This is a genomic window from Pseudomonas sp. AG1028 (assembly GCF_007993955.1).
Classification (GTDB): domain Bacteria; phylum Pseudomonadota; class Gammaproteobacteria; order Pseudomonadales; family Pseudomonadaceae; genus Aquipseudomonas; species Aquipseudomonas straminea.
In genome coordinates this window covers 15,909-31,954 of sequence record NZ_VIVP01000003.1, presented here as the reverse complement: position 1 = coordinate 31,954, position 16,046 = coordinate 15,909, and the positions used below count along the sequence as shown (strand labels likewise).

General features: G+C 64.7%; 11 protein-coding genes. All 11 read left to right on the top strand.

Going from position 1 to position 16,046, the window contains the following annotated elements; translation table 11 throughout:
- The first annotated feature begins 55 nt into the window (after positions 1-55).
- The 11 genes from tssB (at position 56) to FB481_RS05330 (ending at position 16,046) form a co-directional block, all read left to right on the top strand.
- Positions 56-574, top strand: coding sequence for a type VI secretion system contractile sheath small subunit (gene tssB, locus FB481_RS05380; protein ID WP_013789379.1), 519 nt, complete (start codon positions 56-58; stop codon positions 572-574).
- A 12-nt stretch (positions 575-586) separates the two neighbouring features.
- Complete coding sequence (gene tssC / locus FB481_RS05375; protein ID WP_147175337.1) at positions 587-2,080, top strand: type VI secretion system contractile sheath large subunit; 1,494 nt, start codon at positions 587-589, stop codon at positions 2,078-2,080.
- A gap of 73 nt (positions 2,081-2,153) precedes the next feature.
- Positions 2,154-2,642, top strand: a complete 489-nt coding sequence (locus tag FB481_RS05370) for a type VI secretion system tube protein Hcp (protein ID WP_013789377.1) — start codon at positions 2,154-2,156, stop codon at positions 2,640-2,642.
- Between the two features lie 166 nt (positions 2,643-2,808).
- Positions 2,809-3,609, top strand: coding sequence for a type VI secretion system accessory protein TagJ (locus FB481_RS05365; RefSeq protein WP_147175335.1), 801 nt, complete (start codon positions 2,809-2,811; stop codon positions 3,607-3,609).
- Positions 3,597-4,112: a type VI secretion system baseplate subunit TssE gene (gene tssE / locus FB481_RS05360; protein WP_013789375.1), complete on the top strand. Its 516-nt coding sequence runs from the start codon at positions 3,597-3,599 to the stop codon at positions 4,110-4,112. The genes FB481_RS05365 and tssE overlap by 13 nt, the downstream gene beginning before the upstream one ends.
- Positions 4,109-5,968, top strand: a complete 1,860-nt coding sequence (tssF, locus tag FB481_RS05355) for a type VI secretion system baseplate subunit TssF (protein WP_147175333.1) — start codon at positions 4,109-4,111, stop codon at positions 5,966-5,968. The genes tssE and tssF overlap by 4 nt, the downstream gene beginning before the upstream one ends.
- The gene (gene tssG / locus FB481_RS05350) at positions 5,950-6,963 is read left to right on the top strand and encodes a type VI secretion system baseplate subunit TssG (RefSeq protein ID WP_147175331.1); all 1,014 of its coding nucleotides are present in this window, start codon (positions 5,950-5,952) and stop codon (positions 6,961-6,963) included. The genes tssF and tssG overlap by 19 nt, the downstream gene beginning before the upstream one ends.
- 11 nt (positions 6,964-6,974) lie before the next feature.
- A complete protein-coding gene (gene tssH, locus FB481_RS05345) occupies positions 6,975-9,677 on the top strand; it encodes a type VI secretion system ATPase TssH (RefSeq protein ID WP_147175329.1) in 2,703 nt (900 codons plus the stop codon).
- A 16-nt stretch (positions 9,678-9,693) separates the two neighbouring features.
- Positions 9,694-11,763 (top strand): type VI secretion system tip protein TssI/VgrG, encoded by a 2,070-nt coding sequence (gene tssI, locus FB481_RS05340; RefSeq protein WP_147175327.1) that lies wholly within the window; start codon positions 9,694-9,696, stop codon positions 11,761-11,763.
- Between the two features lie 138 nt (positions 11,764-11,901).
- Positions 11,902-15,858, top strand: a complete 3,957-nt coding sequence (locus tag FB481_RS05335) for an RHS repeat-associated core domain-containing protein (RefSeq protein WP_147175325.1) — start codon at positions 11,902-11,904, stop codon at positions 15,856-15,858.
- Positions 15,855-16,046: a hypothetical protein gene (locus FB481_RS05330; RefSeq protein WP_093500637.1), complete on the top strand. Its 192-nt coding sequence runs from the start codon at positions 15,855-15,857 to the stop codon at positions 16,044-16,046. The genes FB481_RS05335 and FB481_RS05330 overlap by 4 nt, the downstream gene beginning before the upstream one ends.

Sequence of the window (16,046 nt, the reverse complement as noted above, 5' to 3'; positions counted from 1 at the left end):
CATAGCTACCGGCCATTGGCCGCAGAAGCCAGTGCCCATGCACAGGAGGAGCAACATGAGTAACACCACCAGCAGCCAGAAATTCATCGCGCGCAACCGCGCCCCGCGGGTGCAGATCGAGTACGACGTGGAGCTGTACGGCGCCGAGAAAAAGGTGCAGTTGCCCTTCGTCATGGGCGTGATGGCCGACCTCGCCGGCAAGCCGGAAGAGCCGTTGGCCGCCGTCGCCGACCGCAAGTTCCTGGAAATCGACGCTGATAACTTCGACTCGCGCCTCAAGGCCATGAAGCCGCGCGCGGCCTTCCACGTGCCCAACGCGCTGACCGGTGAGGGCAACCTGAGCCTGGACATCACCTTCGAGAGCATGGACGACTTCAGCCCGGCGGCCATCGCCCGCAAGGTCGATTCGCTCAACCAGTTGCTCGAAGCGCGCACCCAGCTCGCCAACCTGCTGACCTACATGGACGGCAAGACCGGCGCCGAAGAGCTGATCATCAAGGCGATCAAGGACCCGGCCCTGCTGCAGGCCCTGGCCAGTGCACCCAAGCCCCAAGACAACGAGCCGCAAGCCTAAGAGGACGCCACGATGAGCCAACAGACCCAGGCGTCCGAACAGTCGCTTGCCACCTCCGAACAGACCAGCGAATTCGCCTCGCTGCTGCTGCAGGAATTCAAACCCAAGACCGAGCGTGCCCGTGAAGCGGTGGAAACCGCTGTGCGCACCCTGGCCGAGCATGCCCTGAGCAAGACCGACCTGATCTCCGACGACGCCATCAAGTCGGTGGAATCGATCATCGCCGCGATCGACGCCAAGCTCACCGCTCAGGTAAACCTGATCATGCACCACCCGGACTTCCAGCAGCTGGAAAGCGCCTGGCGTGGCCTGCACTACCTGGTCAACAACACCGAGACCGACGAGCAGCTGAAGATCCGCGTGCTCAACATCTCCAAGCCCGAACTGCACAAGACCCTGAAGAAATTCAAGGGCACCGCCTGGGACCAGAGCCCGATCTTCAAGAAGCTCTACGAAGAGGAATACGGTCAGTTCGGTGGTGAGCCCTATGGCTGCCTGGTGGGCGACTACTACTTCGACCAGTCGCCGCCCGATGTCGAACTGCTAGGCGAAATCGCCAAGATCTCCGCGGCCATGCATTCGCCGTTCATTTCCGCGGCCTCGCCGACGGTCATGGGCATGGGCTCGTGGCAGGAGCTGTCCAATCCGCGCGACCTGACCAAGATCTTCACCACGCCCGAATACGCCGGCTGGCGTTCGCTGCGTGACTCCGAGGATTCGCGCTACATCGGCCTGAGCATGCCGCGCTTCCTGGCGCGTCAGCCTTACGGTGCGAAGACCGATCCGGTCGAAGAGTTCGCCTTCGAGGAAGAAACCGACGGCGCCGACAGCAGCAAGTACACTTGGGCCAACTCGGCGTACGCCATGGCGGTCAACATCAACCGTTCGTTCAAACTGTACGGCTGGTGCTCGCGCATCCGTGGCGTGGAGTCGGGCGGTGAAGTGCCGAACCTGCCGGCGCATACCTTCCCCACTGACGACGGTGGCGTGGACATGAAGTGTCCGACCGAGATCGCCATCTCCGACCGCCGCGAAGCGGAACTGGCGAAGAACGGCTTCATGCCGCTGCTGCACAAGAAGAACACCGACCTGGCCGCCTTCATCGGCGCCCAGTCGCTGCACAAGCCGGCCGAGTACGACGATCCGGACGCCACCGCCAACGCCAACCTGGCCGCGCGCCTGCCGTACCTGTTCGCCACCTGCCGTTTCGCTCACTACCTGAAGTGCATCGTGCGCGACAAGATCGGCTCGTTCAAAGAGCGCGACGAGATGCAGCGCTGGTTGCAGGACTGGATCCTCAACTACGTCGACGGTGACCCGGCGCACTCCACCGAAACCACCAAGGCCCAGCACCCGCTGGCCGAAGCGGAAGTGGTGGTCGAGGAAATCGAGGGCAACCCGGGTTACTACAGCTCCAAGTTCTATCTGCGCCCGCACTACCAGCTCGAAGGGCTGACCGTGTCACTGCGCCTGGTATCCAAACTGCCTTCGGCCAAGGGGGCCTGAGGCTCGTCACTGTGGCGCCCGCATTGGCGGGCGTAGCTGAAACAGAGTGGCAAAAGCCACGAAAGGAGGAATGATGGCTGTTGATATGTTCATCAAGATTGGCGACGTCAAGGGCGAGTCCAAAGACAAGGCCCACGCCGACGAAATCGACGTACTGGCCTGGAGCTGGGGCATGAGCCAGTCCGGTTCCATGCACGTTGGCGGTGGCGGCGGTGCCGGCAAGGTCAATATCCAGGATCTGTCGCTGACCAAGTACGTCGACAAATCCAGCCCCAACCTGATGATGGCCTGCTCCAGCGGCAAGCACTATCCGGAAGCCAAGCTAACCGTCCGCAAGGCCGGCGGCGACTCTCAGGTCGAGTACCTGATCATCACCCTGAAGGAAGTGCTGGTGTCATCCATCAGCACCGGCGGCAGCGGTGGCGAAGATCGCCTGACCGAGAACGTCACCCTGAACTTCGCTCAGGTGCTGGTCGACTACCAGCCGCAGAAAGCCGACGGCGCCAAAGACGGCGGCCCGGTCAAGTACGGCTGGAACATCCGCCAGAACGTCAAGGTGTAACACCACCCGCCTTGCGGGTACACAGCGATGCCCGGCACTGCGCCGGGCATCGCTGGTTCTGACCAGAACGAATTTTCGATGATGCGCTGCTCACTGCCAACGCAGGCGCAGCGCGTCGAAGGATCACCGCACGAACGCGGTGACCGCGCCAGTACAGGGACCGACGATGACTGCCGAACAATACCTGCGTAACGCACAGCTCGACGACGCGCTGAAGGCGCTGCAGGACCAGGTTCGGGCGCAACCCGCCAAGGCCGAATTGCGCGTGTTCCTGTTCCAACTGCTGGCCGTGATGGGCCAATGGAGCCGCGCGCAGAACCAGCTGAAGGTCGCCGGCGAGCTGGATGCTGCCTGCCTGCCGATGGTGCAGACCTACAGCACGGCATTGAACTGCGAAGCCCTGCGCGAGCAGGTGTTCGCCGGCAAGACCACGCCTGTGGTACTCGGCCAGCCGGCCGAATGGGTCGCGCCGCTGATTCTCGCCCTCGAACAGGACGCCCAGGGCAACGCCGCCGCAGCCCAGAGCCTGCGCGACCAGGCCTTCGAAGCCGCTGCCGCGGTGCCGGGCAAGCTCGATGACACCGCCTTCACCTGGCTGGCCGACGCCGACCCGCGCCTTGGCCCGGTGCTGGAGCTGATCGTCAACGGCCGCTACGTCTGGCTGCCCATGGAAAATATCGCCAGCCTCAGCGTCGAAGCACCCAGTGATTTGCGTGACCTGGTCTGGCTGCCGGCCCAGCTGACCCTGACCAATGGCGGCAGCACCGTGGCGCTGATCCCCAGCCGCTACCCGGGTACTCACGCCAGTAGCGACGGCGCGCTGCGCCTGGCCCGCAAGACCGAATGGCAGGACGACGGCGTGCCGCTTGGCCAGCGCCTGCTGGCCTTCGATGGCGGCGACCAGGCGCTGTTCGATCTGCGCACGCTGAGTTTCGAGCACGGGAATGCTGCGGCATGGCCGACCTGAAACGTCAGGAGCGCCTGCAGCCCGCCCTGCTCGATCGTCTGCTCGACGACGACCCGAGCAACCCGGCAGAGAGCGTCGACAAGCGCGTGCTGACCCTCAACCAGCTGCGCGCCTCGGTGCTGCGCGACCTGGCCTGGCTGTTCAACACCATCGCCCCGCTGACCAGCGACGACGAGGCCCTGACCCGGGCCGGCAGTTCGGTGGTCAATTTCGGCCTACCGCCATTGGCCGGGCATAGCGCCTCGAGCATCGACATTCCTGCGGTCGAGCGCCTGCTGACCAAGGCCATCGCCGACTTCGAACCGCGCATCGTGCGCTCGTCGCTGCGCGTGCGCGCCCGCCAGGAGGCCGAGGAAATGAACCACAACTCCCTGAGTTTCGAGATCGAAGGCGATCTCTGGGCCCACCCGATGCCGCTGCGTCTGCTGCTGACCACCGAACTGGATCTGGAAACCGGGCACGTCCAGGTACTGCCCGCCGACGCCTCACGGAGACGCCGATGAACCCGCGCCTGCTCGGTTACTACAATCAGGAGCTGCAGCACATCCGCGAAAGCGCGGAGGAGTTCGCCCGTGAATTCCCGAAGATCGCCAGCCGCCTGAGCCTGTCCGGCGTCGAGTGCGCCGACCCCTACGTGGAGCGCCTGCTAGAAGGTTTCGCCTACCTGACCGCGCGGGTGCAGCTCAAACTCGACGCCGAATACCCGACCTTCACCCACAATCTGCTGGAAATCGCCTATCCGCACTACCTGGCACCGACGCCGTCGATGACCGTGGTGCAGTTGTGCGCCGACCCCAACGAAGGCTCGCTGAGCAGCGGCTTCACCCTGGAGCGCGGCGCTTCATTGCGCGGTGCCCTGGGCAGCGAGGCGCAGACCGCCTGCGAATACCGCACCTGCCAGCCAGTCACCCTGTGGCCGCTGGAGGTCACCCAGGCCAGCTATTTCGGCAACCCGAGTACCCAGCTCGGCCGCCTGGCGGCCAGCGAACCGGGCGCCAAGGCCGCCGTGCGGCTGCGTCTGCGCACCGGTGCCGGGCTGCCGTTCAATGCGCTGGATCTGGATAACCTGACCTTCTTCCTGCATGGTGCCGACGAGCAGCCGTTCCGCCTCTACGAACAACTGATGGGCAACGTCTGCGCACTGTTCGTCCGTGCCGTGGATGGTTCCTGGGTCGAACGCCTGCCGCCGGACAACCTGCGCGCGCGTGGCTTCGATGACCAGGACGCCGCCCTGCCGGTGGTGCCCCGCGCCTTCCAGGGCTATCGCCTGTTGCAGGAATACTTCGCCCTGCCCAACCGTTTCCTGTTCGTCGAGCTGACCGGCCTCAAGCGCGCCGTGCAGCGCAACGCCAGCCAGGAACTGGAGCTCGTGGTGCTGTTCAACCGCCTCGACAACAGCCTGGAAAACAGCATCGGTGCCGAGCAGTTCCGGCTGTTCTGCACCCCGGCGATCAACCTGTTCGCCCGCCGTGCCGACCGCATTCACCTGAGCGATCGCGTCCACGAGCATCAGATCATCGCCGACCGCACCCGCCCGCAGGATTTCGAAATCCATTCGGTCACCGAGGTCAGCGGCCACGGCAGCGGCCCCGAGCAGCCGTTCCAGCCGTTCTATGCGGTGCGCGATCCGTCGCGTTATGGCCGCGAACAGGCCTGGTACAGCCTGCGCCGCGAGCCTCGCGTGCTGTCGAGCAAGCAACGGCGCAACGGCCCGCGCTCGACCTACGTGGGCAGCGAGACCTTCATCTCGCTGGTCGACGCCAACCAGGCGCCCTACCGCCATGACCTGCGCCAATTGGGTATCGGCACACTGTGCACCAACCGCGACCTGCCGCTGTCGATGCCGATCGGCGGCACGCGCAGCGACTTCACCCTCGAAGATAGCGCCCCCGTGGTAGCCGTGCGCTGCCTGGCCGGCCCCAGCCGCCCACGGGCCAGCCGCGCCCACGACGCCAGTGCCTGGCGTCTGATCAGCCAGCTGTCGCTCAACTATCTGTCGCTCAGCGAGCAAGGCCAGGGCGCCGCCGCGCTGCGCGAACTGCTGCGCCTGTACGGTGATGTCGGCGACAACGCCCTGCAGCTGCAGATCGACGGCCTGCGCAAGGTCACCGCCCAGCCATGCACGCGGCGCCTGCCGATGCCGGGGCCCATCGTCTTCGGGCGTGGCCTGGAGATCGGCCTGGAGTTCGACGAGAACGCCTTCCGCGGCACCGGCGTGTTCCTGCTCGGTTCGGTGCTGGAGCGCTTCCTGACCCGATACGTGTCGATCAACAGCTTCACCGAGACGGTGCTGCGTACCACCGAACGCGGCGAAGTGATGCGCTGGAGGGCCAAGCCCGGATGTCGGCCGACGCTGTGAACACATTGGCGGCGATGGCCGAAACGCCCTGGAACTACGACTTCTTCCAGGCCATGCGGCGCATCGAGTGCGAATACCCGCAAAGCCCGCGCCTGGGCCATTCCGTGCGCCTGGTCGACGACCCGCTGCGCCTCGGCCAGAAGCCGGACTGCGGCTTCGCGCCCTCGACCCTGGCCAGCGTCATCCATGACAGCACTGGCACGCCGCGTATCGAGCAGTTCTTCTTCGGCCTGACCGGGCCCAATGGGCCGCTGCCGATCCACCTCACCGAGCACGCCCGCGAGCGCCAGCGCCACCACGGCGACGCCACTTTCAAGCGCTTTCTCGACGTCTTCAACCACCGCCTGCTGACCCTGTTCTACCGCGCCTGGGCGGAAGCCCGGCCAACGGTGGCCCAGGATCGCGCCACCGACGACTATTGGTCGCCGCGCCTCGGCGCGCTGTCTGGCCGTGGCATTGAAAGCCTGCTCGGCCAGGGCCCGATCCCGGACGCCGCGCGCTACTACTTCACCGGTCACCTGGCCGCCCAGACCCGCTACCCCGATGGCCTGCAGGCGATCCTCGCCGAGTACTTCGGCGTGCCGGTGGCGCTCGAGGAATACGTCGGCCAGTGGCTGCCGCTGCCCGAGTACAGCCGCCTGGGCGCCAGCACCTGCACCCTGGGCATGGACCTGTGCCTGGGCACCCACGTGTGGGACCGGCAACACAAATTCCGCCTGCGTATCGGCCCGCTGAGCCTGGCGCAATACCGCCGTTTTCTGCCCGACCAGCCGCTGCTCGCCGAGCTGGCGGCCTGGGTGGCCGAGTACGTCGGCATGGAGCTGGACTGGGACACCAACCTGGTGCTCAACCAGGAGGAGGTACCGCCCGCATCGCTGGATGGCGGCTGCCGACTCGGCTTCGATACCTGGCTCGGCAAGCCGAGCGAGGATGCAAAGGATCTACTGCTGGATAGACACCACGTCGTTACCCAGCCGCTCACTACCCCGAATTAGAGGACAGGAAAATGAGTGAAATCAGTCGCGCCGCGTTGTTCGGCAAGCTCAACAGCGTCGCCTACAAGGCCATCGAAGCCGCCACCGTGTTCTGCAAGCTGCGTGGCAACCCCTATGTCGAACTGAGCCACTGGCTGCACCAGATCCTGCAATTGCAGGATTCCGACCTGCACCAGATCATCCGCCAGTTCAGCATCGAGCCGGCGCGCCTGGCCAAGGACATCACCGAAGCCCTGGACCGGCTGCCGCGTGGCTCCACCTCGATCACCGACCTGTCCTCCCATGTCGAGGAAGCGGTCGAGCGCGGCTGGGTATACGGCAGCCTGATGTTCGGCGAAAGCCAGGTGCGCACCGGCTACCTGATCGTCGGCATCCTCAAGACGCCGAGCCTGCGCAACGCGCTGCTGGCCATCTCCCGTGAGTTCGACAAGCTCAAGGTCGAGACCCTGACCGAGCGCTTCGACGAAGTGGTCGGCGCCTCGCCGGAAAACGCACTGACCGCCACCGACGGCTTCCAGGCCGGCGCCGCGCCGGGCGAGGCCAGCGGCGCCATCGCGCCGAGCGCCATGGGCAAGCAGGAAGCGCTCAAGCGCTTCACCGTCGACCTCACCGAACAGGCGCGCAGCGGCAAGCTCGACCCCATCGTCGGCCGTGACGACGAGATTCGCCAACTGGTCGATATCCTCATGCGCCGCCGCCAGAACAACCCGATCCTCACCGGCGAAGCCGGCGTGGGCAAGACGGCGGTGGTCGAAGGCTTCGCCCTGCGCATCGTCGCCGGCGATGTACCGCCAAGCCTCAAGGACGTCGAGCTGCGCAGCCTGGACGTCGGCCTGCTGCAGGCCGGCGCCAGCATGAAGGGTGAGTTCGAGCAGCGCCTGCGCCAGGTCATCGAGGACGTGCAGAGCTCGCCCAAGCCGATCATCCTGTTCATCGACGAAGCCCACACCCTGGTCGGCGCCGGTGGCGCGGCGGGCACCGGCGACGCCGCCAACCTGCTCAAGCCAGCCCTGGCCCGCGGCACCCTGCGCACCGTGGCGGCCACCACCTGGGCCGAGTACAAGAAGCACATCGAGAAGGATCCGGCCCTGACCCGTCGCTTCCAGGTGGTGCAGGTCGACGAGCCCTCCGAGCATCGCGCCATCCTGATGATGCGCGGCGTCGCCTCGACCATGGAAAAGCACCACCAGGTGCAGATTCTCGACGAGGCCCTGGAAGCCTCGGTCAAGCTGTCGCACCGCTATATCCCGGCGCGCCAGTTGCCAGACAAGTCGGTCAGCCTGCTCGATACCGCCTGCGCACGCGTGGCCATCAGCCTGCACGCGGTGCCCGCCGAGGTGGACGACAGCCGTCGACGCATCGAAGCCCTGGAAACCGAGCTGGCGATCATCGGCCGTGAAGAGGCCATCGGTGTGAACATCGGCAGCCGCCGCCGCGACAGCGAATCGGCGCTGGCCGAGGAGCGTAGCCGCCTGGCGGGCCTGGAGGCGCGCTGGAGCGAGGAGAAGGCGCTGGTCGACGAGCTGCTGGCCACCCGCGCCAGCCTGCGCGCCGCCGCCGAACCGGTGGACGACACCAGCCGCGAGGCCGGCGCTGCCCGCCTGAGCGACGAGGAGCACGCCGCCCTGCGCAGCACGCTCACCGATCTGCAGAGCCGCCTGAGCGCCCTGCAAGGCGAAGACCCGCTGATCCTGCCGACCGTCGATTACCAGGCCGTGGCCTCGGTGGTCGCCGACTGGACCGGCATCCCGGTCGGGCGCATGGCCCGCAACGAGATCGAGACCGTTCTCAAGCTGGATGCGCACCTGAAGAAACGCATCATCGGCCAGGACCACGCCCTGGAGATGATCGCCAAGCGCATCCAGACCTCCCGCGCCGGGCTCGACAACCCCAACAAGCCGATCGGCGTGTTCATGCTCGCCGGCACCTCCGGCGTGGGCAAGACCGAGACCGCCCTGGCCCTGGCCGAAGCCCTGTATGGCGGTGAGCAGAACGTCATCACCATCAACATGAGCGAGTTCCAGGAAGCCCACACAGTGTCCACCCTAAAGGGCGCGCCACCGGGCTACATCGGCTACGGCGAGGGCGGCGTACTGACCGAAGCGGTACGCCGTCGTCCCTATAGCGTGGTGCTGCTCGACGAGGTCGAGAAGGCGCATCCGGACGTCCACGAGATCTTCTTCCAGGTATTCGACAAGGGCGTGATGGAGGACGGCGAAGGCCGCCAGATCGACTTCAAGAACACCCTGATCCTGCTGACCACCAACGCCGGCACCGAGATGATCGCCGGGCTGTGCAGCGACCCCGAGCTGATGCCCGAGCCCGAAGGCATCGCCAAGGCGCTGCGCGAGCCGCTGCTGAAGATCTTCCCGCCGGCCCTGCTCGGCCGCCTAGTGACCATCCCCTACTACCCGCTGTCGGACGACATGCTCAAGGCCATCACCCGCCTGCAGCTAGAGCGCATCAAGAAGCGCATCGAAAGCACCCACAAGGTGCCGTTCAGCTACGACGATGCGGTGGTCGACCTGGTGGTGTCGCGCTGCACCGAGAACGAGAGCGGTGGCCGGCAGATCGACGCGATCCTCACCAACAGCATGCTGCCGGACATGAGCCGCGAGTTCCTCGGCCGCCTGCTCGAAGGCAAGCCGCTCGCCGGCGTGCAGGTGAGCGTACAGAACCAGGATCTGCACTATGAGTTCGCAGCTGCGCAGTAATCGATAGGGGAAGATGATGGCAATCACCCAGGCAGCCCGCATGGCCGTGATCACCAGCCCCCTGGGCGGTGACACGCTGGTACTGGAGCGGCTCGAGGGCCACGACGAACTGGGACGGCCATTCAGCCATGAGCTGGCGCTGATTTCTGAAGATGACGGCCTGTCGCTGGACGCATTGCTCGGCAAGCCCATGGGCCTGGCCGTGCAATTGGCCGACGGCAGCGACCGCTATTTCCATGGCATCGTCGCGCGCTGCAGCCAGACCGCCCACCGTGGCCAGTTCGCCAGTTATCAGGTGACGCTCAAGCCCTGGCTGTGGCTGCTGTCGCGCACCTCCGATTGCCGGATCTTCCAGAGCAAGACGGTGCCGGAGATCATCAAGCAGGTGTTTCGCGACTTGGGCTTCTCCGATTTCGAGGATGCCCTGACCCGCTCCTACCGCGAGTGGGAGTACTGCGTGCAGTACCGCGAGACCAGCCTGGACTTCGTCAGCCGGCTGATGGAGCAGGAAGGCATCTACTACTACTTCCGCCACGAGAAATCCCGTCACGTGCTGGTGCTCTGCGATGCCTACGGCGCCCACCACACGGCGCCCGGTTATGCCAGCGTGCCCTTCTACCCACTCGACGACCAGATGCGCGAGCGTGACCACATTCACGACTGGCGCATGGCGCGCGAGGTGCAGCCCGGCTCCCTGGAGCTCAACGACTACGACTTCCAGCGCCCCAGCGCGCGCCTGGAAGTACGCTCCAGCATCGCCCGCGCCCACAGCAACGCCGACTATCCGCTCTACGATTACCCGGGCGAATACGTGCAGAGCAAGGACGGCGAGCAATACGCCCGCAACCGCATCGAGGCCATCCACACCCAGCATGAGCGGGTGCAGCTGAAAACCAACGCACGGGGGCTCGGCGCCGGCAACCTGTTCAGCATGACCGGCTACCCGCGCGAGGATCAGAACCGCGAATACCTGATCGTCGCCGCCGACTACCTGATCACCCAGGAGCGTTACGAGAGCGGTAGCGACAGCGTGGCGTTCCAGTTCGACAGCGCACTGACCTGCATCGACGCCAGCCAGGTGTTCCGCCCGCTGCCGCTGACCACGCAGCCCATCGTGCAGGGCCCGCAGACCGCCATGGTGGTCGGCCCCAGGGACGAAGAAATCTGGACCGACCAATACGGCCGCGTGAAGGTGCATTTCTACTGGGACCGCCACGACCAATCCAACGAGAACAGCTCGTGCTGGATTCGCGTGTCGCAGAACTGGGCGGGCAAGAACTGGGGCGCGATCCAGATTCCGCGCATCGGCCAGGAAGTCATCGTCAGCTTTCTGGAAGGTGATCCCGACCGGCCGATCATCACCGGTCGCGTCTACAACGCCGAGCAGACGGTGCCCTACGACCTGCCCGCCAATGCCACCCAGAGCGGGGTGAAAAGCCGCTCCAGCAAGGGTGGCACGCCGGCCAACTTCAATGAAATCCGCATGGAGGACAAGAAGGGCGAAGAGCAGCTGTTCATCCACGCCGAGAAAAACCAGGACATCGAGGTCGAGAACGACGAGACCCACTGGGTCGGCCACGACCGCAGCAAGACCATCGACAACGACGAGACCGTGAAGGTCAAGCGCGACCGCACGGAGACCGTGGATCGAAACGAGACCATCACCGTGCATGGCAACCGAAGCAAGACGGTGGACAAGAACGAGACGGTCAAGATCGGCATGAACAAATCCGAGACCATCCTCATGGCCTCGCTGCAGAACGTCGGCATGGGGCGCATGGAAAACGTCGGCCTGGGCTACAGCCTCAACGTCGGCATGATGATGAACACCCTGGTGGGCCTCAATCAGAGCACCCAGGTGGCGAAGAAGAAAACCACTTCGGTGGGTGAACAGTACGCCATCAGCGTTGGCGGCAACGACGCGGGCTCCAGCGTCACCCTGGACGGCAAGAGCATTCGCCTCGGCGCCCAGACCATCGAACTGACTGCCGACCAGGAAATCCGCCTGAGCTGTGGGCAGAGCACCATCCGCATCACCGCCGGCGAGATCGAGATCCTCTCGCCGAAGGTGGATATCAACTGTTAATGCAGGGGCATCGCAGCGGATGGATAGGTTGAGAAGCCTGATCGCGACAGTCGGTACATCGCATGCGCAGCGCGTCTACGGCGCCCGACCTGGTGAATCCGAGCAAGCTGCGCCAAACCCGTTCCGGGGAATTGGGTTATGAGTGGTTCCGGTCTGCCGGTATCCCATGTCGGCGAAAAGGTCGCCGGCGGGGTGATCGCCACAGGCTCGCCGACAGTGCATGTGGGCAGCACCGCGGTGGGGATCGCAGATCGCGTATCAGCCTGCCTGCCGAGTGTCGGCCAGCCCGTCAACCCGATGCTGGGCTGCAAGCTGCTGCCTGAAGAGATCGATTTCGCCCTCACCGCCCCGGACACCTTCACATTCGCGCGCGGTTATCTGTCCAGTAATGCGCGTGTGGGCAGCCTGGGGCAAGGCTGGTGGCTGCTAGGCGAAAGCATGCAGTTGGAGCTGAGCGAACAGGCCTGTGTGCTGGTGGATGCTCAGGCACGGCGCATCAGCTTTCCCCCCCTGGCGCCTGGAATGTCCTTCTATTCCGGCAGCGAACGTCTGTGGATCCGCCGTGGTGGCTTGAATGACTCATCAGCCCAGCCCTGGCAACCATGGGGCGCCCGCTGGGCCGCAATAGCTGAGCCTCAGCAGCGAGACGAAGGCGCGATATTCCTGCTCGACGGCAACGACCACTACCAGTTTCAACGCCAGTCTGACGGTGTCTGGCGTCTGCATGCCACGTTTGGACGCAATGGCTATCGCACGGAATATGTCTGGGGTGAGCGGGGGCATCTGACCAGCATCCGCGACAGCGCCGGGCGCAGCTATGTGCTGGTCTACCAGATGGTCTGCGCGCCCGGCGATAACGACGACGGCATGCGTTTGTTCGGTGTGGTACTCGCCAGCCATGCCGGCCCCACGCCGATCATCGATCCACAGGCACCTGGCCTCGACTGGCTGGTGCGTTATGAATTCAACGACAGCGGTGACCTAATCGCGGTGCGTAATCGCCAGGGCGAAGTGGTCAGGGTGTTCGCCTGGTGCAATCACCTCATGATCGCCCACGGCGAGCCGGGCGGGCTGGAGGTGCGCTACGAATGGGACGAGCATACACCTACCGGGCGGGTGATACGGCAAACCGAAAAGGACGGTCTGGTTCGCGAGTTCCACTACCAGAAAGACAGCACCAAGGTCGTCGACAGCCTCGGGCGTATGGAGCGCTACCACTTCACGGGTGCGAGTGGAGAACAGCGCTGGACGGCGCTGACGCGCGCCGATGGCAGCAGGTTCGAGTTCGAATACGACCTGTTCGGCCGCCAAGTGGCTTTCCGCGATCCACTTGGCCGCGAAACACGTCGGCGACTCGACGGCCAGGGGCGTCTGCGCGAAGAGCAGTCGCCGGCTCGGCACCGCTATCGCCAGGTTATCAACGAGCAAACCGACCTGCTCGATGAACTGGTGGATGTAGAGGGGCGAACCTGGCGCTTCGAGCGCGATACGCGAGGCAACGTGCTGCGTGTCGAAGGCCCCTCAGGCGTGACGCACTACACCTATGGTGACCTCAGGCTCCCGGATCGCCCGACCTCCATCACAACTCCCACGGGTAGCGTGCGCATCTTGCAGTGGAGCACGCTTGGCCAGTTGACCAGCCACACCGACTGCTCTGGCCATACAACCCGCTACGAATACGATGCAGAAGGACAGCTTGTCGCCAGCCAAGATGCACTAGGGCAGATTACCCGCTGGCAATACGATGCACTCGGCCAAGTAACGGCAGTGATCTTTGCCGATGGAACCCGCCTGCACTATCGCTACGACGCTCAGGGCCGGCAGATCGCGATCAGCGACGACGCTGGCAATGCCACTCAGTTCGTCTGGGACCATGCAGGTCGCCTGGTACAGGCGACCGACCCAGCTGGCCGCACGCAGCATTATCGCTACGATGCGGCCGGACGCTTGTGCGCCATGATCGATGAAAACGGTGCACAGGCCCGCTTCGTCTACGATGCCGTGGACCGCCTGGTGGAACAGACCGGCTTCGACGGTCGCGTGCAGCGTTATCAGTACAATGCCGCCGATGAATGCATAGCGCGAGTGGATGCCGACGGCCTGGAAACCCGCTATGCCTATGATCGCGATGGTCGCCTGATCGCCCGCGAGCTGCCAGGCACGCCTTTCGCGGCACCGAGCCGTGAATGCTATTGCTGGCACGCCGATGGTCGCCTGGCCAGTGTCAGCAATCCCGAATGCCAGGTTCATCTGGTCTACGACAAAGCTGGCAATCTCTGTCTGGAAAACCAGATTCATGCCGATGGCTGGGTCTATGACGTTGCCCATGAGCACGATGAGCAGGGCGTGCGCCAACTCAGCCGCTACGGCGACGCCCCACCGCTGGCCTGGTTGACCTACGGCCCCGGGCATCTCCACGGCATACGTGTGGCTCATGTGGAGATGGCTTTCGAACGTGATGCACTACACCGCGAGAGACACCGTGATGCGCGTCGCCTGGGCCAGCCCGGCGTGCTGTTCGAACAAACGCAAGGCTACGACCCGCTGGGCCGGCTAGCCCAACAGCGGCTCAGCGCCGCCAAAGGCGCCGGCTGGCAACGCCGTTATCGACACGATGCCTGGGGTCAGTTGACGGCCGTCGATGATGACCACTACCTGCCTCGCCGCTACCAGTACGAGCCCGGCGGGCGTCTGGTCGCCAGCCAGCAGGGCCACGCCACCCCGTACCGCTATTACTTTGACCCCGCGGGAAATCGCCTGGACCTTCTCGACGAGCTGGCTGGCGGCCAAGGACAGTCGAGTCATCAACACAATGAGCTGTACCGCTCCGGCTACCAGCACACGGAGCAGCGACAAGGAACAGGGCCCTCTCAGGTCAATACGATGTGGGTAGGCAATCGCGTCACGCGCTATGGTGGAAACCAGTATCGCTTCGATGCCGCCGGCAATCTGGTTGAACGCATTGGCGCCGATGGCAGCCGCCTGCTGCTGGGCTACGACGGTGCGCAGCGGCTGGTGCAGCTCACGCGTTATGAGGCCGATGGCAGCAGCCTGGAGGCCCAGTACCGCTATGATGGTCTGGGCCGACGCATTACCAAACTGGTACGCCGCGGAGACCATGACACGCTGACGCGCTTCGGCTGGGACGACGATCGCCAATGTGCCGAGGTCGACGACACGCAGGTTCGCACGCTGGTACACGAGCCCGGTAGCTACGTACCTCTGCTACGTCTGCAGCAACGGTGCACGCCGCAAAGCGAAGAGCTGTTGCAGGTACGCCGCACACTGGCGCTGGAGGGCCAGGCCTTGCCCGATGCCTGTCGGCCGGCAATGGAAGCCCCGCACATCACTTTCTTCCACAATGACCAGATCGGCACGCCCCTGCGCCTTAGTGACGACGGAGGCTTGGAGCACTGGCACGCCGAGCCTGACGACTGGCTCGCCGTGCGCGATGAAACCGGCCCGGGTGACCAACCCGTCCGGTTCCAGGGCCAGTACCACGATAGGGAGAGCGGGCTGTACTACAACCGTCATCGTTACTATCTACCGGAGCTGGGTCGCTATACCAGCCAGGATCCTATTGGCCTCGCAGGAGGCGCCAATCCCTACCAATACGCCCATGCCAACCCGGTGGTGGCCTACGACCCCACTGGCCTGATCGTGCCACTGGTAATCGTGGCCGGCTTCCTTGGCCGCGCGGCACTAGGTGCCGCCATCGAGGTGGGCATGCAAGGCGGTAAGCAGATCATCGGCCAAATGAAGGACAACTGGGATAATGACCGTTCGCTGACCGATATCAAACTGAGCTGCATCGACATCAACTGGAAACACGTAGCGGCCTCGGCGGCCATTGGCACCGTCGCCCCCGGCATGCTGAGCACTGGCAAGACGGTCTACCAGTCGAGCAAGGCGCTAAGAGCACTCTCCGGCCAAGCTGCCAATACCGCCAACCGCGCGGCCAAGCTGGCGGCGCGCAAGGCCGCGCACCGTAGCACCATCAAGGAGGCCGTGGCAGTCCAGGCGGCATGGCAAACAGGCAAGGCCGTGGTCAAGTGCCCATTGAAAGACGAGCAAGAGGAGTGTCCACCCCAGTGATCAAACGCTACCTGATCTACACCGCGCTATTCATTCCCGTGGCGCTGCTTTACGTCGTGCTGGAGCACTACTTTGGTGACAGCTGGCTGACGGTAGGCATCTTCGTTGTGCTTGTGCTGGGCGCCAGGATCGGACTGTTGCTGTACCGGCGCTCCAAAGGGATTCACGACAGCTGGTTCGACGGCTGA